The 19,993-nt window shown below is 70.9% G+C and carries 19 protein-coding genes; 12 read left to right on the forward strand and 7 right to left on the reverse strand.

Annotation, left to right across the window (positions count from 1 at the left end):
• A partial coding sequence (locus tag VGW35_09835; GenBank protein ID HEV8307955.1) for a benzoate-CoA ligase family protein occupies nucleotides 1-283 on the forward strand: 283 nt, incomplete at its 5' end.
• A gap of 7 nt (nucleotides 284-290) precedes the next feature.
• Here the strand turns inward: VGW35_09835 and VGW35_09840 are convergent.
• Entirely contained in the window at nucleotides 291-1,400 is a 1,110-nt protein-coding gene (locus VGW35_09840) for an acetamidase/formamidase family protein (protein ID HEV8307956.1), read from the reverse strand.
• A 277-nt stretch (nucleotides 1,401-1,677) separates the two neighbouring features.
• On the opposite strand from VGW35_09840, the gene VGW35_09845 reads away from it, so the two are divergent.
• Nucleotides 1,678-2,448 carry an SGNH/GDSL hydrolase family protein gene (locus VGW35_09845; protein HEV8307957.1) on the forward strand — a complete coding sequence of 257 codons (771 nt, stop codon included), beginning with the start codon at nucleotides 1,678-1,680 and terminating at the stop codon, nucleotides 2,446-2,448.
• Between the two features lie 174 nt (nucleotides 2,449-2,622).
• Here VGW35_09845 and VGW35_09850 read toward each other — a convergent pair whose 3' ends face one another.
• The 4 genes from VGW35_09850 to VGW35_09865 form a co-directional block, all read right to left on the reverse strand.
• On the reverse strand, nucleotides 2,623-4,032 hold the full coding sequence (locus VGW35_09850; protein HEV8307958.1) for an aminotransferase: 1,410 nt from the start codon (nucleotides 4,030-4,032) through the stop codon (nucleotides 2,623-2,625).
• A 28-nt stretch (nucleotides 4,033-4,060) separates the two neighbouring features.
• Nucleotides 4,061-4,918 carry a phosphosulfolactate synthase gene (locus tag VGW35_09855; GenBank protein ID HEV8307959.1) on the reverse strand — a complete coding sequence of 286 codons (858 nt, stop codon included), beginning with the start codon at nucleotides 4,916-4,918 and terminating at the stop codon, nucleotides 4,061-4,063.
• A 15-nt stretch (nucleotides 4,919-4,933) separates the two neighbouring features.
• On the reverse strand, nucleotides 4,934-6,313 hold the full coding sequence (locus VGW35_09860; protein ID HEV8307960.1) for an MmgE/PrpD family protein: 1,380 nt from the start codon (nucleotides 6,311-6,313) through the stop codon (nucleotides 4,934-4,936).
• Nucleotides 6,314-6,374: 61 nt separating this feature from the next.
• Nucleotides 6,375-7,757, reverse strand: coding sequence for a sigma-54 dependent transcriptional regulator (locus VGW35_09865; GenBank protein ID HEV8307961.1), 1,383 nt, complete (start codon nucleotides 7,755-7,757; stop codon nucleotides 6,375-6,377).
• A 201-nt stretch (nucleotides 7,758-7,958) separates the two neighbouring features.
• Here VGW35_09865 and VGW35_09870 point away from each other — a divergent pair, with 201 nt between their 5' ends.
• On the forward strand, nucleotides 7,959-8,774 hold the full coding sequence (locus VGW35_09870; protein HEV8307962.1) for an SDR family oxidoreductase: 816 nt from the start codon (nucleotides 7,959-7,961) through the stop codon (nucleotides 8,772-8,774).
• A 56-nt stretch (nucleotides 8,775-8,830) separates the two neighbouring features.
• Here the strand turns inward: VGW35_09870 and VGW35_09875 are convergent, their stop codons facing one another.
• Together VGW35_09875 and glnA are read right to left on the reverse strand one after the other, a co-directional pair.
• Nucleotides 8,831-9,313, reverse strand: coding sequence for a pyridoxamine 5'-phosphate oxidase family protein (locus VGW35_09875; GenBank protein HEV8307963.1), 483 nt, complete (start codon nucleotides 9,311-9,313; stop codon nucleotides 8,831-8,833).
• 51 nt (nucleotides 9,314-9,364) lie between these two features.
• Nucleotides 9,365-10,771 (reverse strand): type I glutamate--ammonia ligase, encoded by a 1,407-nt coding sequence (glnA, locus tag VGW35_09880; GenBank protein HEV8307964.1) that lies wholly within the window; start codon nucleotides 10,769-10,771, stop codon nucleotides 9,365-9,367.
• A 357-nt stretch (nucleotides 10,772-11,128) separates the two neighbouring features.
• Here glnA and VGW35_09885 point away from each other — a divergent pair, with 357 nt between their 5' ends.
• The 9 genes from VGW35_09885 to cofE form a co-directional block, all read left to right on the forward strand.
• Nucleotides 11,129-12,442, forward strand: a complete 1,314-nt coding sequence (locus VGW35_09885) for an aminotransferase class III-fold pyridoxal phosphate-dependent enzyme (protein ID HEV8307965.1) — start codon at nucleotides 11,129-11,131, stop codon at nucleotides 12,440-12,442.
• Between the two features lie 199 nt (nucleotides 12,443-12,641).
• Nucleotides 12,642-13,625, forward strand: coding sequence for an LLM class F420-dependent oxidoreductase (locus VGW35_09890; protein HEV8307966.1), 984 nt, complete (start codon nucleotides 12,642-12,644; stop codon nucleotides 13,623-13,625).
• 153 nt (nucleotides 13,626-13,778) lie between these two features.
• On the forward strand, nucleotides 13,779-14,210 hold the full coding sequence (locus VGW35_09895; protein ID HEV8307967.1) for a TIGR03668 family PPOX class F420-dependent oxidoreductase: 432 nt from the start codon (nucleotides 13,779-13,781) through the stop codon (nucleotides 14,208-14,210).
• Nucleotides 14,207-15,427 (forward strand): 7,8-didemethyl-8-hydroxy-5-deazariboflavin synthase CofG, encoded by a 1,221-nt coding sequence (gene cofG, locus VGW35_09900; protein ID HEV8307968.1) that lies wholly within the window; start codon nucleotides 14,207-14,209, stop codon nucleotides 15,425-15,427. Before VGW35_09895 ends, cofG begins: the two co-directional genes overlap by 4 nt.
• Complete coding sequence (gene cofH, locus VGW35_09905; protein HEV8307969.1) at nucleotides 15,424-16,788, forward strand: 5-amino-6-(D-ribitylamino)uracil--L-tyrosine 4-hydroxyphenyl transferase CofH; 1,365 nt, start codon at nucleotides 15,424-15,426, stop codon at nucleotides 16,786-16,788. The genes cofG and cofH overlap by 4 nt, the downstream gene beginning before the upstream one ends.
• Nucleotides 16,789-16,804: 16 nt before the next feature.
• Nucleotides 16,805-17,098 (forward strand): HU family DNA-binding protein, encoded by a 294-nt coding sequence (locus VGW35_09910; protein HEV8307970.1) that lies wholly within the window; start codon nucleotides 16,805-16,807, stop codon nucleotides 17,096-17,098.
• Nucleotides 17,099-17,107: 9 nt separating this feature from the next.
• Complete coding sequence (locus VGW35_09915; protein ID HEV8307971.1) at nucleotides 17,108-17,653, forward strand: hypothetical protein; 546 nt, start codon at nucleotides 17,108-17,110, stop codon at nucleotides 17,651-17,653.
• A 128-nt stretch (nucleotides 17,654-17,781) separates the two neighbouring features.
• Nucleotides 17,782-18,729: a 2-phospho-L-lactate transferase gene (cofD, locus tag VGW35_09920; GenBank protein HEV8307972.1), complete on the forward strand. Its 948-nt coding sequence runs from the start codon at nucleotides 17,782-17,784 to the stop codon at nucleotides 18,727-18,729.
• On the forward strand, nucleotides 18,726-19,993 hold a 1,268-nt coding region (gene cofE / locus VGW35_09925), incomplete at its 3' end, for a coenzyme F420-0:L-glutamate ligase (GenBank protein ID HEV8307973.1). The genes cofD and cofE, both read left to right, overlap by 4 nt.

Below are 19,993 nucleotides of genomic sequence, written 5' to 3' on the forward strand. Positions count from 1 at the left end.
GATCTGGGTCTCGCCGGTGGAGGTGGAGGCCACGCTCATCAAGCACGCCGCCGTGCTGGAGGCGGCGGTCGTGGGCCAGGCGGATACCGACCGGCTGGTCAAGCCCAAGGCCTACGTCGTCCTGAAGGACCCGGCCGGCGCATCCCCCGCGCTGGCCGAAGAGCTCCAGGCCTTCGTCAAGGCCCGGATCGCGCCCTACAAGTATCCGCGCTGGATCGAGTTCGTGCCCGACCTGCCGAAGACGGCGACCGGGAAGATCCAGCGCTTCAAGCTGCGGAGCTGACCCGCCGTCAGGGCTGGAAGATGTCCTCCGGCAAGAAGGCGGAGACCACCACGTTCGGGACATCCACGACGTTGCTCAGCCGGAGGTCGACGGCCACGCTGCAGATGACGTAGGCCTGCTCTCGGCTGAAGCCGCGCTCCTGGAGCACGTCCATCATGCTCAGCACGGCGTTCCGGCAGGCAAGGTTGAGGTTCTCGCCGTGGTTGACCCCGTGCTCGTCGACGGGCATGCCCATGGTGGCGATGAACCGCTGGGGCGCCGCCCACCGGGGATCGGCGAAGTAGTCGCGGCGCTGGAAGCGCGGCCAGCGGATCCGGCGTCGCTCGGCCTCGCCCCGGTGCAGGCGGAAGCGCACCACGCAGGTGGCGCCCATCTCCACCGCGGTCACGCACACCTCCCCGTCCCCCTGGGCGAAGTGGCCGTCGCCCGTCGAGAAGAGCGCGCCGTCGACGCCGACGGGCAGCAGGAGCGCCGCCCCCTTCGTCAGCTGCTTCACGTCGAAATTGCCGCCGTTCTCCCGGGGCGGCAGGGTGCGGAGCCCGTGGGTCGCGGCCGGGCCGGACGACGGCACGGCCCCGGCCGGGTCGGGCGGCAGCGCGACGCCGCCCCGCGCGATCAGCTCCGCCTCCCGCCGGGTCCACGCCTCGAGCTGCCCGCGCGACGGCGCGACGCCGGCGACCCCCATGAAGGGCGCGCCCGGGATGCGGACGCCCGGCACCTCCCGGGAGGTCGCCCAGCCGTCCGCGAGGCTCCAGTGGACGACGAACGGCGTGGCCATGACGTCGCGGAGGAAGCCCAGGGTGGGGACGATGCCGCTGAAGGCCCACCGCTGCGGGACGACGTCCAGGAACTCCACCTCCAGGAGGTCTCCCGGCCGGGCCCCCTTGATGGAGACGGGCCCCGTCAGCGGGTGGATGGCCCCGAAGGGCAGGCTGGCCAGGTCCGCCGCGGTGCTGGTCGAGGTCAGGTAGCCGTCGACCGCATCCCGGGTCGCCAGGGCCACGTCTTCGCCCTCACCCACTTCGACGACGGGCTCGAGGTCGGGATGCCAGCGGTTGTGTCCCGTCTTCGGCTCCTCGCTCAGGTGCTTGCTGCGATCGATGTCGATGGTCTTCACGCATCGCGCCCTTTCCGGTCGTTCCGCTCCGCGGTCACACGTCGTCCAGGTTCGACGGGTTGATGTCGCGATTGATGTCCGGTCCGTCGACCCACTCCCCGTTGATGAGATTCTTGTAACGACTCATCCAGATCGCCTCCTGGCAGGAAACCTCGAGGGGCTCGTGCGCTCCATTCTCTCTTGACCGGCCTCGGCCGTCCAGTCACACGGCTCGGCGGGACGGCACCCGGTACATTAGACTGTGGGAGGGGGCCTCGACGGCCCCCTCCCGAACCTCATGGAAAGCACTCGCGTCGTGCTCCTCGGGGCCAGCAACCTCACCCTGGGGCTCCCGACCGTGCTGTCGGTCACGCACGCGATGCTGGGTCCCGGGCCGATGGACATCCTGGTCGCGGCGGGGCATGGGCGATCGTACGGGCAGTGGAGCCGGGTCCTGGCGCGCGGCCTGCCCGGGATCCTCGGCTGTGGGCTGTGGCCCGCGGCCAGGCGGCCGGGCGGCGTCAGGATCTACGCGCTCCTCACGGACATCGGGAACGACCTGGCCTACGGCGCCTCGCCGGCCGACCTCGCCGGGTGGGTCAGCGCCTGCGTCGAGCGGCTCGGCGAGGCGGGCGCCGACACCGTCCTGACGCTCCTGCCGGCGCGAAGCCTGGCGCGGCTCCCCCCCTGGCAGTATCACCTCTTCAAGGCGGTGCTCTTCCCCGGCCGCCGACTCCCGTTCCGCGTCCTTCACGCGCGCGTGGCCGAGATCAACCAGCGCCTCACCACGCTCGCCGCTCGGGCGAAGGTGAAGGTCGTGGATCCGGAAGCCCGCTGGTACGGCCCCGATTCCATCCACCTGCGGAGGCGCGAGCGGGCCGCCGCCTGGCAGGCGATCCTGTCCCGCTGGGAGGTCGCGGGCGGGCCGACCGGGATTCCCGACGCGGCTCGACGCCGGCTCCCGTGTCGCCGGATGGCACCCGAGTGGCGGACGGTCCTGGGCGTCACGCTCCGGCGTCCTCAGCCGAGCGGCGTGCTCGGAGACGGCACCACGATCTCGCTGTACTGACCCTAACCGGAGGGGGCCTCGACGGCCCCTCCGGAACCTCCCCCAGGAGAAGATTGCGGCGGCAAAGCCGCCGCTCGAAGTGGACCCTGCGGTGGTCGGCGATCGTGTGTGAGCGCGAGACCATCCGCTCGGATTTCTCCACGAGCACTGACTGGCTGCCCGGGCCGCGCGGCGCTACGCCGGCATCGCCGCGCGCTGGCGGGTGAGCTCGTCCGTCACCGCGTCGAGCCCGCGGGCGAAGCGCGCGATCACCTCATCGACCTGCTCGCGCGTGACGCAGAGGGGCGGCGAGAAGGCGATGACGTGGCCGGCCGGAAGCGCCCGCGCGACGAGCCCCTCCTCCATGCACCGCTGCGCGACGCGGTGGGCCACCTTGACCTCGGCCGGGAAGAGGCGCTTGGTGGCCTTGTCGGCGACGAGCTCGAGACCCGCGATCAGGCCGATGCCGCGCACCTCCCCCACCAGCGGATGCCCCGCGAAGGCCTCGCGGAGTCGCCGCTGCAAGTACTCCCCGACCCGCGCCGCGTTCCCGACCAGGTCCTCGCCGAGGAGGATGTCGAGGTTCGCCATCGCCGCCGCCGCCCCCACCGGGTGCCCGCTGTAGGTGAAGCCGTGGGCGAAGGCGCCGGTCTGGGGCGAGGCGTCGCGGAGCACGGTCCAGATCGGCTCGGACAGGAAGCAGGCGGAGAGCGGGAAGTACCCGCTGGTGAGGCCCTTGGCCACCGTGACGAGATCCGGCTCGATCCCGTAGACCTCGCAGCCGAACAGCCGGCCGAGCCGGCCGAAGCCGCAGATCACCTCGTCGGCGATCATCAGGACGTCGTGCTGCCGGAGGACCCGCTGGATCTGCTCGAAGTAGGTTCGGGGGGGCGTCAAGACGCCGCCGGCGCCCATGACCGGCTCCGCGATGAAGGCCGCCACGGTGTCGGGACCCTCGCGCTCGATCAGCGCGGCGAGCTCGGCGGCGAGCGCCGCCGCGTACTCCTCTTCGGACATCGCCGGCACGGCGCGCCGGTAGTAGTACGGGGTGTCCGTGTGGAGGATGTTCGCGATCGGGAGGTCGAAGGCCTTGTGGAAGGCCGGCAGCCCGGTGAGGCTGGCCGTGGCGACGGTGGTGCCGTGGTAGGCTTCCCGCCGCGCGATGATCTTCTTCTTGCGCGGCCGGCCGCGCAGGTTGTTGTAGTACCAGACCAGCTTGACCTGGGTGTCATTCGCCTCCGACCCGGAGTTGCCGAAGAAGACCTTGCTCATCCGGCCGGGGGCGAGCCCGAGCAGTCGGTCGGCCAGCCGGATCTGCGGCTCGTTCGACATGGAGGAGAACGTGTGGTAGAAGGCCAGCCGCCGCGACTGGGCGGCCATGGCGTCGGCCACCTCGTGTCGGCCGTAGCCGATGTTGACGCACCAGAGCCCGGCCACGGCATCCAGGTAGCGCCGGCCCTCCGTATCGGTGAGGGTGATGCCGGAGGCCTCCGCCATGATCCGCGGTCCGGTGCGCAGGTGGTCGGCGATCGAGGTCGCCGGATGGAAGACGCGCTGCTTGTCGAGGGTCTCGAGCGGTACGGTCGACGCGGGCTCGGCGGTCATGATCTCTCCTCTCCTCCACCAGGCAAGCTCACGGCTTGTAGGTCAGCACGCGCCCCCAGAGGCTCTTCTTGCCCCAGATGCCGGCCCGGAGCGCCTCGAGCTGGACGATCTGGCTGTGGTCGACGAACAGATTGACCTCCGGCCCGTAGTTCTTCACATACCAGGCGAAGACCTCCGGATCGGCCGCCTCGAACATGACCTTCTCGGTCGGGAGCTCCCGCATGAACCGGGCGATCACGTCCGTGCGCCACGCGCGGACGTTCTCGGTGATGCCCTCGGACTCGACCATGATCATGTAGGCGCCGGCGTCGAGGTGCCGCTTGGCCCGGAGGATCGCCCAGTCGGGATCGCTGGTGCCCTCCGCCTCCAGCTCTTCCACCGAGCTCGCGCCCCCGGCCCCGAACTGGATGCCGACCTCGGCCTTCGCCTTCAGACCGGCCTTCTGCACGTCGGCGGTGAGGCGGACCAGGTCGTCGGCCGGCACCGTGATGAAGCCGCTCGAGATCTCGACGATGTCGAAGCCGAAGCGCTTGCACTCCTGGATGTACTGGGCGACCGCCTCTTTGCCGCGAGTGAGCACGTGTTCCACGAAGCCACCGGTCGACACGAGCACGTCGTGGGCGTGGCAGAGATCGATGATCTCCTGGAGGGCTCGCCGCGGCATCAGGCTGAACGACCCGCAGGCGAACTTCAGGATGTCGACGTACTCGCCCATCGTCTCGAGAATGTCCTCGAGGTAGCGCTTGCCCATCGGCGTGTAGTACGGGCCGCGCATCTCCGTGAGCCCCCGCGAGCGCGGCTTCCGGTCGCGCTCGTTCAGACGGAGAAAGCCAAAAGCCCGATCCGAGTCGCCCCGCCCGGGTCCGGGTCTCCGACGTGTCGCCATGTCTGTCTCTCCTCGCTACGTCCCATCCGCCGGCCCGCGTACCCGGGCCAGCAGCCCCGTGAGGTCCGCGGTGCTCCGCGCTTCCAGATCGACCACGGCGTCCGTGATGGCCCGTCGCAGCGCGGCGTCCGTGGAGGGCTCGCTCAGCCGCTCGAACTTCCGCACGACGGTGTCCCAGCTCATCGGACGAGTATGGAACCCCTCGTAGTCCGCCTTTTCCCGACGGACGGCCCGCCCCTGCCGGAGCACCACGGTCACCCGACAGGCATGCTCGGCCGGGAACCGGCGGCTGTAGCCGGGATCCGGCCGGACGACCACCCGCCGGAGGAGGGCCTGCACGTCGTCCCGCCCGATCCGCTCGGACGTGTACTGCTCGGGCATCACCTGACCGTCCACGAGCGCGGCCGCCAGCATGTAGGGCAGGCTATGGTCCGCCTCCTCCTTGGTGCGGACCGTCCGCTTGTCTCCCTCCTCGCCGCCGCCGATGATGTGGTAAGCCACGTCGAAGACGTCGATCTCGATCCGCTCGACATCGGCGGCCCGGAGGCCGTGCTCGTCCCGGAGCTCGATGAGCGCTTCGAGGGCGGACTGGCTGTGGATCTCGGCATTGTACCGCTTGAGGATGGTGCGGGTGACGCGCTCGAGGTCCTCCTTGGACCAGTCGATCTCGAAGGGACCCGCGATGGCGTCCATGAAGCCCTTGTTGCCCTCGAATATCTCGCGCGGCCCGGTGACCCCGCGCATCGCCAGGAACGCGGCGTGCGTGCAGCCGAATGCCGTGTTGGGGGACGCGAGGCCCTTCCAGTGCGAGAGGGCCCCCGTCCGCGTCACCCGCAGGGCGTTGAAGGCGGTCCCGCAGATCGCGATCGCGTTCGCCGTCCGCTCGGCGTCGAGCCGGAGGGCGCGGGCGACGCCGGACGCCACGGCATACGACCCCTGGGTGGTGTGGTCGAAGCCCTTGGCGCGGACGGGCGCGACGTCGCTCAGGCGGCACTGGACCTGATAGGCCACCGCCAGCGCCGCCAAGAACTCCCGTCCGGTCGCCCCGGCGTACTCCGCGGCGGCCAGCACCGCGCCGAGGTTGTCGCTCGGGTGGCACGTCTCGCCCGGAGCGAGGTAGCTGTCGTTGAAGTCCAGGTAACGGACCAGGGCCGCGTTGTAGAAGGCGGCGCGATCCGGCGCGGCCCGCCCTCCGGCCACCAGCGTGGAGCGCCCGCTTCCTTCGAAGTCGCGGAGCTGCGTCCGGACGAGGCGGATCGGCTCACCGCCGAGCGCGCCGATGGCGCAGCCCAGGGAATCCAGCACCCGGATCTTCAGCTCCCGGCGGGCTCGCTCCGAGAGATCCTCGTAGGAGGCGCGGACCACGAACCCGGCGAGCTGGTCGACCTTCGCCATACCCTCCAGTCTACTGCCCCCCGGGGTTGCCGGCTCGGCGGAAGATCACGGGCGCGGTCAATCAGCCCGTGATGGCGTGCTTGGCCAGCAGGCGGTGGAGCGTCTTCCGGTCGACGCCCGCGGTCTTGGCGGCCTGCGAGATGTTGCCGCCGTGCTGCCGGAGGAGGTGAGTCAGGTACTCCTGGGTGAAGGCGTGGAGCCAGGCCTCACGGGCTTCCCGCAGAGGAAGGTCCTTCCCCGGCACGGCGGCGGCCGGACGGCCCCGCCCGCGGACATGCTCGGGAAGATCGCGCACCCGCAGGGTCGATCCGTCGGCCAGGACGCAGGCCCGCTCGATCACGTTCTGAAGCTCACGGATGTTCCCCGGCCAGGCGTAGCCTTCCAGCATGGCCAGCGCCTCGGCATCGAGCCCCTCCAGCGGTCGCTCGCGGTTCCGCCCGTAGCGGCCCAGGAAGTGGTAGGCGAGCAACGGCACGTCGCCGGCCCGCTCGCGCAAGGGCGGGAGCATGATGGCGATCACGTTCACCCGGTAGAAGAGGTCCTCGCGGAATTCCCGCTTGCGGACCGCCTCGGCGAGGTCGCGGTTCGTCGCCGAGACGAGCCGCACGTCCACCGGGATGAGCTTCGTCCCCCCCACCCGCCGGATTTCCCGCTCCTGAAGGGCCCGGAGGAGCTTGGCCTGGAGCGTCAGCGGCAGCTCGCCCACCTCGTCGAGGAACAGGGTGCCGCGATCGGCCACCTCGAACATCCCCGGCTTGGCGCGCTCGGCGCCGGTGAAGGCCCCGCGCTCGTGGCCGAAGAGCTCGGACTCGAGGAGGTTTTCCGGCAGGGCGGCGCAGTCGACCGGCACGAAGACCTCCGAGGCGCGGGGGCTGTTCGTGTGAATGGCCCGCGCGATCAGCTCTTTGCCGGTACCCGACTCGCCCTGGATCAGGATGTTGGCCTCGGAGCGCGCGGCCTTGTGGACCAGCTCGAACACCGAGACCATCGCCGGGCTCCGGCCGATGAGCTGATCGAGGCCGACCGGCGGCGCGAGGGACTCCCGGAGGCGCCGGTTCTCCTCGACCAGCCGCCGCTTCGCCACGCCTCGCTCCACGGCCAGCCGCAAGGTGTCGTTCGAGGGCAGCGGCTTGAGGAGATAGTCGAACGCGCCGGCGCGGATCGCCTCGACCGCCGACTGGATCGTCCCGTGACCCGTGATCACCACGACGACGATGTCCGGGTCGAGCTCGAGCGCTCGCCCGAGGACCGCCATCCCGTCCACCCGGGGCATCTGGAGATCGGTCAGGACGACGTCCGGCCGCTCCTCCTCCAGAAGCCCCAGCGCCCGCTGGCCGTCGGTGGCCGTGATGCAGGTGTACCCGTCGCGCTCGAGGACACGGACCCAGTTCGCCACGACGTCCGGCTCGTCGTCCACGATCAGCACCCGCGCGCCGTGCTTCATCCATCCCCCTTCCCGGCCGGCGCCTCGCATGGAACCCGGCGTCCCCTCATCATACAGCCGCCCGGACCCTCGCTCGCCCACCGGCGGGCCGCGGCCGACCGCCTTGACAGTCACCGGCGGCTTCTGTATGCAACAAAGAGCTTCACCCTGTCCTACTCCGGCAACGATCTCTGATCGGCCAGAAGAGCCGAGGAGCCTCCCATGGAGCTCGCCGGTAAGGTCGCGCTCGTGACCGGCGCCGCCCGAGGGATCGGGCGCGGCATCGCGCTCGCGCTCGGCGGCGAGGGTGTCCACCTCGCGCTGGCCGACCTCGGCACGGCGGAGGACCCCGCTCTCCCCTACCGGCTGGCGCGCCCCGCCGATCTGGAGGAGACCGCCCGCCTGGCGGCAGGCGGCGGGGTGCGGGTCGTCTCCCTCGTGGCCGACGTCACCCGGCCCGCCGACGTCGCCGCGATGGTGACCGAGACCGTGCGCCAGCTGGGTGGGCTCGATATCCTCGTGAACAACGCCGGCGTGATCGTGGCCGGGCCCTTCGAGGCGCTGACGCCAACCCAGCTCGACCGCCTGATGGCGGTCAACGTGAAGGGTGTCGTCCTCTGCACGCAGGCGGCGCTGCCGCACCTCAGGCAGCGTGGCGGGGGCGCCATCGTCAACGTCGCCTCGATCGCCGGCAAGACCGGCCGGGCCTTCACCGCCGCCTACTCCGCTTCCAAGTTCGCGGTTGTCGGCCTCACGCAGGGGCTCGCCCAGGAACTGGGGCCGGCAAACATCCGGGTCAACGCGGTCTGTCCAGGGCTCCTCCGCACGGCGATGTGGCTCGACGTCGTCGGGCCGGCCCGGGCGGCCTCGCTCGGCGTCCGGCCCGAGGAGGCGTTCGACGAATTCGTCCGGCGGAACACCCCGCTGGGCCGCGAGCAGACGCCCGCCGACATCGGGGAAGCCGTCGTGTACCTCTGCCGGGCCGACAACGTCACCGGCGTGGCGCTGAATGTCGCCGGCGGCGTCGAAATGCACTGAGTCGTGGGAGGGGGCCTCGACGGCCCCTCCGAATCCTTCGATCGCCCCCGTGACGATCAGGTCTCGAGCGCCGTCCGAAGGCCGGCGCAATGGCGGGCCCACGCTTCGGGCCCGCCCGGCCACTCGAAGGTGATCCCGCCGGTCAGAAACGAGCCGGCCTCCTCCCCTTCCGCCCGGTCCGCCACCACGTCGCGCACCTGCAGCTCGAACCGCGTCAGCCTGGGGTTCGTCGTGGCCGCCGGCAGCGGGACGGCGTCCGCCTTCACGTAGAGATTGAGCCCGGCGTCGGCGAAGACCAGGGTGGCTCGCCCGGAATCGCGCAGGTGGGTCGACGAGCGCGTCCCGACGTGGAGGACGAGGCGGATGCGCCCGGCATCGAGGGCGCGCAGCTCGGCGTAGGAGACGAGCGCGGGGTGCGGCCGGCCGTAGGGATCCACGGTCACCAGCACGATGGCCTGGCCGTAGTGCTCGGTGGCGTCGGACGCGACGAGGCGCGCCAGCAAGTCGTCCGGGAGAAAAGGACCGAGCGAGCGAGACACGGGAGGGCCCTCTCCCTCCCCGCAGGGAGGGAGAGGGATCAGCAGCTCCGCCTAGATGTCGAAGTAGAGCGCGAACTCGTAGGGATGCGGGCGCAGCCGGACCGCATCCAGCTCGTTCTTCCGCGTGTACTCGATCCGGGTCTCGATGAGGTCAGGGGTGAAGACGTCACCCTTCAGCAGGAAGTCGTGATCTTTCTCGAGGTTGTCGAGCACCACGTCGAGCGACCCGGGCAGCTGCTTGACAGACTTGGCCTCGTCGGGCGGCAGCTCGTAGAGGTCCTTGTCGATCGGCGCTCCCGGATCGATCTTGTTGACGACCCCGTCGAGTCCGGCCATCAGGCAGGCCGCGAACGACAGGTACGGGTTGCAGGACGGATCCGGCGTGCGGAACTCGATCCGCTTGGCCTTCTCCGACCGGGAGTACATCGGGATCCGGACGCAGGCCGATCGGTTCCGCTGGCTGTAGACCAGGTTGATGGGCGCCTCGTAGCCGGGCACCAGCCGCCGGTAGGAGTTGGTGGTGGGCGCGATGATCGCGCAGAGGGCCGGGGCGTGCTTGAGAATCCCGCCGATGTAGTGAAGACACGTCTTGGAGATGTCGGCGTACCCGCCCACCTCGTAGAAGAGGTTCTTGCCGTTCTTCCAGAGCGACTGGTGCGTGTGCATGCCGGAGCCGTTGTCCTGGAAGATCGGCTTGGGCATGAAGGTCACGGTCTTCCCGTGCTTGAGCGCGGTGTTCTTGGTGACGTACTTGTACCACATCACGGCATCGGCCATCTTGGTCAGCGTGTTGAACCGCATGTCGATCTCGGTCTGGCCGGCGGTCCCCACCTCGTGGTGGTGCACTTCGATCTTGACCCCGACCGACTCGAGATTCAGGACCATCTCCGACCGGAGGTCCTGGAAGTGGTCCATGGGCGGGACCGGGAAGTAACCCTGCTTGTACCGCGGCTTGTAGCCGGTGCTCTCCTTCCCCGAGTTCCAGAAGCCTGCCTCCGAGTCGATCTGATAGAAGCCGTAGTTGTAGCTCTGATCGAACTTGACCGAATCGAGGATGAAGAACTCGAGCTCGGGACCGATGTAGACCGTGTCGGCGATGGCCGTCTGCTTCAAGAAGAGCTCGGCCTTCTGGGCCACGTACCGCGGATCCCGCGAGTAGGGCTCCATCGTCACGGGGTCCTTGACGTTGCAGATGAGCACCAGCGTGGGGACGGCGGTGAAGGGATCCATCTGGGCGGTCACCGGGTCGGGCATCAGGAGCATGTCGGACTCGTCGATCGTCTGGAAGCCGCGGATCGACGAGCCGTCGAACCCGATTCCTTCGGCGAACAGCTCCTCGGTCAGCTCAGCGACTGGAATCGAGAAGTGCTGCCACAGACCGGGCACGTCGATGAAGCGCAGGTCGACGATCTTCGCACCCTTGTCCTTGGCCAGCTTGATCACGTCCTTCGGCGTCATGCCGTTCCTCCATCACCTTCCGTCGGAGTTGCAATGCCAGAGGGCCTGCGGGACCCGCCGTCGTCACCAGCGGCCGAATTCTAGCCGACCGCCCGGATCAATTCAATCGGCTTCCCCGACGACACACCACGCCCGCCGCTACACCGGCGGTAAGCAACCGCCGTGCCCCGTGGGCCGGCGAACCTCCGGGCGGAAAATCGCGGGGATGGGCGGGCGGACGGCGCGGGGAGCGCTCCCCCGTGCCGCTTTCCTGGGCACGTGCCCACGAGGGAGGCAGGTCCGACGACCGGGCGGCCTTGCGCCGCGGCCACGCGACCTTTAGTCTCTCTGGGAACCCGATCCTCGAGGAGGCCCCCCATGACCACGGACGTCGAGGCCCTGGAGACCCTGTCCCGCGAGCTCCTGGCGACGGCGGCCCGGTACTTGCCGGGCGCGTGCCTGGGCCAGAACACCCTGCCGACCGAGCTCGCCTTCGTGGCGGATCACGGGGAGGGCGCGCGACTCGTCGATGTCCGCGGGCGCACCTACCTCGACTTTGTGCTGGGCTCGGGTCCCCTGCTGCTCGGTCACGCCCATCCCGCGATCGTGAAGGCAGTCCAGGACCAGGTGGCGAAGGGGTCCACCTATTTCTGGCTGAGCGAGCCGTCGATCCGCCTGGCCGAGGAGGTCGTGCGGGCGGTGCCCTGTGCCGAGCAGGTCCGCTTCGTGTCCACCGGAACGGAGGGCACGATGTTCGCGGGGCGCATGGCGCGCACGTTCACCGGGCGCGAGAAGATCCTCAAGTTCGAGGGAGGCTGGCACGGCCTCCACGATTACGCCATGGTCGGCAACTGGCGGATTCCCTCCGAGCAGCCCTACCCCAGTCCCCCTCCCGACGTCGGGGGAATCCCGCGCGGCGCCCTCGAGAGCGTGCTGGTCGCGCCGTTCAACGACCTCGAGACGACCGCGCAGATCACCGCCCGCCACGCCGACGATCTGGCCGCGATCATCGTGGAGCCGCTCCAGCGCGCGATCCGGCCGCGGCCCGGCTTCCTGGCGGGTCTCCGCGACCTCGCCCGCCAGCACGGCGCCCTTCTCATCTTCGACGAGGTGGTGACGGGCTTCCGGCTGGCGTACGGCGGGGCCCAGGAGCGCTATGGGGTCGTCCCCGACCTCGCGGTGTTCGGCAAGGCGCTGACGGCCGGGTTCCCCCTGGCCGCCATTGCCGGCCGGGCGGACGTCATGGCCACCGCCCACCCGGCCCGCAAGGGCACGCTCGACTACGCCGGTCTGTCGGGCACCCTGAGCGGCAACGCGCTGGCCTGCGCGGCCGGCGTCGCCGCGCTGGGAGAGCTCCGCCGGCCCGGCGTGTATCCGCGTCTCCACGCGCTCGGCGAGCGACTCCGCCGCGGAATCGGCGAGCGCGCGGCCCGGGTCGGCGTGCCCCTCCAGGCGATCGGAGACGGACCGATCGCGCAGGTCTTCTTCGTGGCGCCCGAGGCCGATCTCGCCTCCGAGCGGGCCTTGCGGACGGCCGATGCCAAGCGCGCGACGCGCTTCGGGCTCGAGCTCCTCGCCCGCGGGCTCTTCGTGGTTCCCAACACCAAGCTCTACATCTCGCTCGCCCACACGGAGCGCGACATCGACTGGGCCCTGGGTGTGATGGAGGAGGTCCTGCGCGAGATGCGCTGAGGTCGCGGCCGTTCTCCGGGGGGCGCGGAGGCCCGCGTCGGGTCGGAATCTCCGCGGGTGATGCGGTGACGTCCCACACGCATTCCACGCGGGTGTGCGGCGTTCTCGGGGTTATTCGCCCCCTTGCGTTGCGACCGGAATCGGCATACGATCGGTCGCTGTGAAGCGGGTCCGGCGCGCGTCGAACGGAGGTCCGTCCGTGGAATTCGGCTTCGCCCTTCCGAGCCGAGGGCCGCTCGCCAAGCCTGGAATCCTCGTTCGTCTCGCCCGGAAGGCAGAGGCCCTCGGATACTCGTGCGTGACCGTCTCCGACCACATCGTCCTCCCGACCAAGAGCTCGGCACCCTACCCCTACAGCCCGTCCGGCGAGTTTCCGGGTGGGGCGCGGCAGGATTACCTCGAGCCCTTGATCCTGATGGCCTGGCTCCTGGCGGCCACGCGCCGGATCCGGGTCGGCACCAGCGTCCTGGTGGTCCCCTACCGGAACCCGGTCGTGACGGCCAAGCAGCTCGCCACCCTCGACGTGCTCTCGGGAGGACGCGTCATCGTGGGGTGCGGGGTCGGCTGGTGGCCCGAGGAGTTCCAGGCACTGGCGGCTCCCCCGTTCGGTGAGCGCGGGGCCGTCACCGACGAGTACATCCGGGTGATGAAGGACCTGTGGACGCGGGATGACCCCGGGTTCACCGGAAAGTACTACCAGGTCAGCGACGTGACGCTCCTGCCGAAGCCGGTCCAGAGGCCGCATCCCCCGATCTGGATCGGGGGCCACACGGGCGCGGCGCTCCGTCGTGCCGGCGAGCTCGGCGACGGGTGGCATCCCATCGGGCTGCGGGCGCCCGCTGGCCTCACCCCGGCGGAGTACGCCGAGAAGGCTCAGCAGGTGCGGGCCTATGCGGCCCGGGCCGGGCGCCGGTCGGAGGCGATCCTCCTGACCCTCCGGGCCCCGCTCGAGATCTGGCCGAGCCGGCGCTCCCGCTCGGCCAAGCCGGCCGGGGGGACGGTGCTCCAGGGGAGCCCCTTGCGGGGGCCGGCCGAGAAGGTCGCCGGTGACATCCGGGCCTACCGCCGGGCCGGCGTTCAATTCTTCATCTTCGACTTCACGGAGCAGGACCCGCGCGCCATGGTGGAAACCATGGAGCACTTCGCGACGGAGGTCCGGCCCAAGGTGACGCGGGCCCGATGAGACGGCCCGGGCCGATCCCCGTCGCAGCCCGCCGTCCTCGGTCGTCGGCGGGCCTCGCCGGACCCGGTCGCGCTGCTGATCCGAAGGTATCCCGATGAGACGGCCCGGTTCGATCGCCCGATTCCACCCCACGGTCAGTCCGAAGGTATCCCGGTGAGCTCCCGGGGTCCGGCGTCCGCCACGCTCACGTCCGAGGGTCGGGTCGCCCGGCTGGCCACGGTGGACGAGACCGGGTACCCTCACCTGGTCCCTGTGTGTTATGCGACGGACGGACGCGCCTATTACTCCGCCCTCGACGCCAAGCCGAAGCGAATCCCTCCCGAGCGGCTCCGCCGGGTGCGGAACATCCGTGCCAATCCTCACGTGGCCCTCTTGATCGACCACTACGAGGAGGATTGGCGGCAGCTCCGGTACGTCATGGTCCAGGGGCAGGCCGAGCTGCTGGCCGGGGGACCCGAGTGGGAAGCCGCCCGCGGTCTCCTCCAGGCCAAGTATCCGCAGTACACGACGATGCCATTGAGCCAGTCCGGGCTCATGATCAAGATCACGCCCGAGCGCGTGATCGCCTGGAGCGCTTCGACGTGAGCGGACGGCGCGCGCTCTCGCCGGCCCTGGAGACCGCCCTCGACCGGGTCACCGCCGGCCGCCCGCTCGACCGCGCCGCCGGCGTCGCGCTCGTCGAGGCGACGCCGGGCGAACTGCCGGTGGTGCTGGAGGCCGCCGCCGCCGTTCGCGACGCCGGCAAGGGCCGGACGGTGACCTACTCTCGCAAGGTCTTCCTGCCCCTCACCAACCTGTGCCGGGACGATTGCGGATACTGCACCTTCAAGCGCGACCCCGGGCAGCCCGGAGCCCACACGATGAGCCTCGACGAGGTCCTGGCGGTCTGCCAGGCCGGGGCGCGGCTCTCGTGCAAGGAGGCCCTGCTGAGCCTCGGCGACAAGCCGGAGGCGCGGTTCCCCGAGCATCGCGCCTGGCTGCGCCGGCGGGGGTACCGCACGACACTGGAATACCTCCGCGCGGCGTGCGAGGCCATCGTCCGGCACACGTCCCTCCTGCCGCACGCCAACCCGGGCCTCATGCGCGAGCGGGACATCCTGGCGCTCCGGGACTGCAATGCGAGCCTCGGCCTCATGCTCGAGACCTCGGCCGACCGCCTGGGGGCTCCGGGCGGTCCCCATGATCACGCTCCCGACAAGCCGCCGCGGCTCCGGCTCCGGACGCTCGAGGCGGCGGGGCGGGTCGGCGTCGCCTTCACGACGGGGATCCTGATCGGCATCGGCGAGACACGGGCCGAGCGTGTCGAAGCGCTCCTCGCCATCCGCGAGGTGCACGAGCGGTACGGGCACGTACAGGAGGTCATCGTCCAGAACTTCCGCGCCAAGCCCGGGATCCCCATGGCGCGGCACCCCGAGCCCGACCTCGACGAGTTGCGGCGCACCCTCGCTGTGGCCCGCCTCCTGCTGGGTCCCGCGATGAACGTGCAAGCGCCGCCGAACCTCTCCCCCGGCACGTATCCGAGCCTGATCGCGGCCGGCCTGAACGACTGGGGCGGGATCTCGCCGCTGACCATCGACTACATCAACCCCGAGGCCCCCTGGCCGCACCTCGGCACACTGGCGGCGGCCACGGCGGCGGCGGGGCACCGCCTCCGCGAGCGCCTGGCGATCTACCCCGAATTCATCGACCGGCCGGGATTCGTTCCCGAGACGCTCCGGTCGCGGGTGGCTGCCGGCGTGGACGACCGCGGCCTCGTGCCGGAGTGGCCGCCGGCCATGGCGCATGCCGGAGGCATGGCGTGAGCGGATTCGCGGCAATCTGGGACAGGCTCGCTCGACCCGTGCGCGCGGCGCTCGCGCGGGCGCTGGACGGCGGGGAGCTGTCCGACGCCGACGGCCTCGCGCTGGCCCCCGTGACCGGCCGCGAGCTGACGGCGCTGGCTCTCGTCGCCGACGAGGTGCGGGCCCGCCAGGTCGGCGACGTGGTGACCTACGTCGTCAATCGCAACATCAACTTCACCAACGTCTGCATCAAGCACTGCACGTTCTGCGCCTTCAGCCGCGACCATCGGGAGGAGGAAGGCTATTTTCTCCCCGTGGAGGAAGTCGTGCGCCGGGCCCGTGAGGCGCGGGAGCTCGGGGCCACCGAGGTGTGTATCCAGGCCGGACTCCCGCCCAAGCTCGACGGCCGCTTCTACATCGACCTCTGCCGGGCGATCGCGCGCGAGCTTCCCGACCTCCACATCCACGCGTTCTCGCCCGAGGAGGTCCTCTACGGCGTGACGCGCTCCGGCCTGTCCGTCCGGGAGTACCTGGCCGAGCTCCGGGCGGCCGGCCTGGGGACGCTGCCGGGGACCTCCGCGGAAATCCTGGATGACGGGATCCGCGACGTCATCTCACGGGGACGGATCACGACCCGCCAGTGGCTCGACGTGATCACCACGGCGCACCGGCTCGGCATCCGGACGACGTCGACGATCATGTACGGCCACATCGAGACGCCGGCCCACTGGGTACGGCACATGACGCTCCTCCGCGACGTCCAGAAGGACACCGGTGGCTTCACGGAGTTCGTGCCCCTATCGCTCATCCACCAGGAGGCGCCCATGTACCGGCGCCACCTCGTGCCCGGCGTCCGCTCCGGCGCCACCGGAGCGGAAGTCGTCCGCATGCACGCGCTGGCCCGGCTCATGCTGGGCGCCACCTTCCGCAACATCCAATCGTCCTGGGTCAAGGAGGGGCCCAAGCTCGCCCAGATGCTCTTGACGTCGGGGGCCAACGACCTCGGCGGCACGCTGATCAACGAAAGCATCTCCACCTCGGCGGGCGCCCCCTATGGGCAGTTGGTGCCGCCCGCGGAGCTCCGGCGGATGGTGCGCGACCTGGGGCGCATTCCGGCCCAGCGCAGCACCACGTACGACGTCTTGAAGGTCTACGATGACGACACGGCGGCCGACCCCGAGCCCCTCGACGCGGTTTCCGACCCGGAGGCTCGGTTCGGCTCGTACCGACGTCTGACCGCAGCGAAAGAGTTCCGCTTCGCGCCCTCGCTGGCCACCGGCCCGGCGCGGGCCCCGGCTGGGCGCGACGACGACAGCGCCACGTGGAAGGCAGCACGCCCGGGCTTGCCACCCCCGTGCGGTGGCACAACCACAACTCCCTGAAAAGGAGGCGCGTCCAATGGCGAAGATGATGACGAAGTCGCAGGTGGTGTCACACCTGGCCGAGAAGTCGGAGCTGACCAAGAAGCAGGTGGCGAGCTTCATGGACGAGTTCCAGGCGCTGGCGGTCAAGGAGGCTAAGAAGAACGGCTTCATCGTTCCTGGATTCGGTAAGCTGGTGCTCTCGAACCGGAAGGCGCGCATGGGGCGCAACCCGCAGACCGGAGAGCCCATCAAGATTCCGGCCAAGCGCGTGGTTCGCTTCCGCGTCGCCAAGGCCATGAAGGACGCGATCCTCGGCGGAAAGAAGTAGCGACGCCCCATGCCGCGGTCGGCCCGGCGGCCGGCGTCCGGTCCGGCGGCCGAGCCGGCTCCGACCGCTCCCGAGCCCCGAACCTGGCAGGGGATCGTGTTCGGCCCGTGCCAGGCCGGGGCGGCGGAGGTCCGGCGGCTGTTCGACTTCGCGGGGGCCTGGGCTCCTGCATCCGGGCCAGGAGAGCTGTCGTGGGACGCCCGAGCCGAGGGCCGGGTCGTGGGGGGCATCCTCGTCGAGCGCCACGGCGAACAGGGATTCGTCCACGGTCCGGTGGTGGTCGAGCCGCCGCGGGCGGTCGAGCCCCTGGAGGTGGCCGCCCAGCTCATCGAATCCCTCCTGGTCCAGGCGACCAGTGTTCCGGTGAACACGCTGTTCACCCGTCCCCAGGGGCTCGACCGGCTGTGGGTTCGATACGGGTTCGTCCCCGTCCCGGAGGCCTCCCTGCCCACCGGCTTCCGAGACCGACCCGGGTCCGGCCTCCATGCCTGGCGGCGGCCCGGGACCTATACGATTGCCGTGCCCGACGTGGAGGGCCGTCGTCGCGGCCGATAGTGCCGGCTGTGAGTGACCAGGCGCCCACGACCGACCGTGCTATGTATCGAGCAGCGCGCCGAGCGGCGGCTTAGCCGCCGCAACCCTCCTGGGGGAGGTTTGGGAGGAGGCCGTCGAGGCCAACTCCCATGAGAGAAGCGCCGATGATCGTGGCGCTGGCGGGTGGGACCGGTGCCGCCAAGCTCCTCCGGGGCGTCCTCCGGGTGGTGGATCCGGCCCGGCTCTGGGTCGTCGGGAACACGGGTGACGATCTGGAGTGCTGGGGGCTCCACGTCTCGCCGGACCTCGACTCGGTGGCGTACGCCCTGGCCGGACTCCTCGACCCGGTGAGGGGGTGGGGAGTCCAGGACGACACGTTCCACTGTCTCGCGGCAATGGGGCGGCTCGGCCGGGACACCTGGTTCAGTCTCGGCGATCGCGACCTCGCGACCCATCTCCGCCGGACGGAGCTCCTGCGCGGCGGGGCGCCGCTGTCGGTGGCGACGCGCGCGATCTGTGACGCCCTCGGCGTCAGAGCGCGGCTCGTGCCGATGTCGGACGACGCGGTCCGTACGCGGATCCGCACCCCGGGGGGCTGGCTCGACTTCCAGGAGTTCTTCGTCCGCGAGAAGGCTGAGCCCGAGGTCTGCGAGGTGGTCTACACCGGGGCCGCGGAGGCCCGACCCGCCCCCGGCATCCTGGACGCCATCGCTGGCGCCGAGGCGATCATCGTCTGCTGCTCGAACCCCGTGACGTCGATCGGCCCGATCCTCGCCGTCCCCGGCCTGGTCGAGGCCCTGGCCGACACCCCGGCGCCGGTCGTCGCCGTCAGCCCCATCATCGGTAACGCGCCGGTCAGCGGCCCGGCCGGGAAGCTCCTCCGCGCCCGCGGTCTCCCCGTCTCGGCCCTGAGCGTCGCCGACGTCTATGCGCCGTGGCTCGATGTCCTCGTCCTCGACGACGAGGACGCCGCGCTGGCCCCCGCCCTCCGCGAGCGTGGCGTTCAGCCGGTCGCGACCGACACGCGCATGCGCGACGCCGCCGCCGAGGCCGCCCTGGCCCGCGCCGTCCTGGGCGCCGTGGAGCTCTCGCCGTGAAAGTGGCCGTGGTGCCGGCCAAGGACTTCGGCGCCGCCAAGCAGCGGCTCGCCCGGGCCCTGCCCGCGGAGGCGCGATCGGCTCTGGCGCGCGCCATGCTCGAAGACGTGCTGGCGGCGCTCGGCGATGGGGGTCTGGACCGCATCGTCGTGGTGACGCCCGACGCCGAAGCCGCCGCGCTGGCCGAGCGCTATGGCGCCACGGTGCTCGCCGAGCGCGAGAGCGCGGGCCACACCGCGGCGGTCGCCCATGGCTTCGCCGTCGCCCGTGAGCTGGGAGCGACCGTCGTGCTCACGGTGCCGGGCGACCTCCCGTGCCTCACCGCGGAGGAGGTCCGGGCGGTTCTGACCGCGTGCGGCCGCCCCCCGGCGGCCGTCTTCGTCCCGTCGCGGAGCGGCCTCGGCACCAACGCGGCGTGTCTGGCCCCGCCTGACGCGGTCCCGCTCCGGTTCGGCGAGCCCTCCTTCGCCGATCATCTCGCAGCCGCCCGCGCGCGCGGTCTCGAGCCCGTCGTCCTCACGCTTCCGGGCGCCGGGCTCGACATCGACGGCCCCGAAGACCTGGAGGCGCTCGCCGCCCACGGCCCCCGGACGCACGCCGGACGGGTGCTCCGCGCCTTCGGCTACGGCACGGGCGCCCAGACGCCGCGGCTCGAGGTGCTCGGGATCCGCGGCCTGCCCGAGGTGCGGCCCGGGAACGACCTGGCGGCCTTGATCGTCGAGGCGGCCGCTGTCCAGGGGATCGGCCTCGCCGACGGGGACATCCTGGTGGTGAGCCAGAAGGTCGTGTCGAAGGCGGAGGGCCGCCTGGTCCTGCTGGCCGACGTCACCCCGTCCCCCTTCGCAGCCGAGGTGGCGCGGGGCCTGAAGAAAGATCCCCGGCTCGTGGAAGTCATCCTGCGGGAATCGCGGCGCATCGTCCGGATGGACCGGGGCATCCTCATCACGGAGACCCATCACGGCCAGATCTGCGCGAACGCGGGGGTGGATCAGTCGAATGCGGGCGCCGGTCTGGTGAGTCTTCTGCCCGAAGACCCCGACGCCTCGGCGCGCGGGCTGTGCGAGCAGATCCGCGCGCGGTCCGGCGCCGAGGTGGCGGTCATCATCGCCGACACCTTCGGGCGCCCGTGGCGCGAAGGCCTCCAGAATGTCGCGATCGGCGTGGCCGGGATGCGCCCGCTCAAGAGCTATCTGGGCGTCCCGGACGCCCACGGCTACACGCTCCAGGCCACGGTCATCGCGGCGGCTGACGAGCTGGCGAGCGC

Source organism: Candidatus Methylomirabilota bacterium, from assembly GCA_036005065.1.
Lineage (GTDB): Bacteria > Methylomirabilota > Methylomirabilia > Rokubacteriales > DASRDR01 > DASYQW01.

Excerpts from the sequence above, each read along its gene's own strand:
- VGW35_09845 (HEV8307957.1), top strand. The coding sequence starts at position 1,678 with ATGGAAAGCACTCGCGTCGTGCTCCTCGGGGCCAGCAACCTCACCCTG.
- VGW35_09850 (HEV8307958.1), bottom strand. The coding sequence starts at position 4,032 with ATGACCGCCGAGCCCGCGTCGACCGTACCGCTCGAGACCCTCGACAAG.
- VGW35_09855 (HEV8307959.1), bottom strand. The coding sequence starts at position 4,918 with ATGGCGACACGTCGGAGACCCGGACCCGGGCGGGGCGACTCGGATCGG.
- VGW35_09860 (HEV8307960.1), bottom strand. The coding sequence starts at position 6,313 with ATGGCGAAGGTCGACCAGCTCGCCGGGTTCGTGGTCCGCGCCTCCTAC.
- VGW35_09865 (HEV8307961.1), bottom strand. The coding sequence starts at position 7,757 with ATGAAGCACGGCGCGCGGGTGCTGATCGTGGACGACGAGCCGGACGTC.
- VGW35_09870 (HEV8307962.1), top strand. The coding sequence starts at position 7,959 with ATGGAGCTCGCCGGTAAGGTCGCGCTCGTGACCGGCGCCGCCCGAGGG.
- glnA (HEV8307964.1), bottom strand. The coding sequence starts at position 10,771 with ATGACGCCGAAGGACGTGATCAAGCTGGCCAAGGACAAGGGTGCGAAG.
- VGW35_09885 (HEV8307965.1), top strand. The coding sequence starts at position 11,129 with ATGACCACGGACGTCGAGGCCCTGGAGACCCTGTCCCGCGAGCTCCTG.
- VGW35_09910 (HEV8307970.1), top strand. The coding sequence starts at position 16,805 with ATGGCGAAGATGATGACGAAGTCGCAGGTGGTGTCACACCTGGCCGAG.
- VGW35_09915 (HEV8307971.1), top strand. The coding sequence starts at position 17,108 with ATGCCGCGGTCGGCCCGGCGGCCGGCGTCCGGTCCGGCGGCCGAGCCG.
- cofD (HEV8307972.1), top strand. The coding sequence starts at position 17,782 with ATGAGAGAAGCGCCGATGATCGTGGCGCTGGCGGGTGGGACCGGTGCC.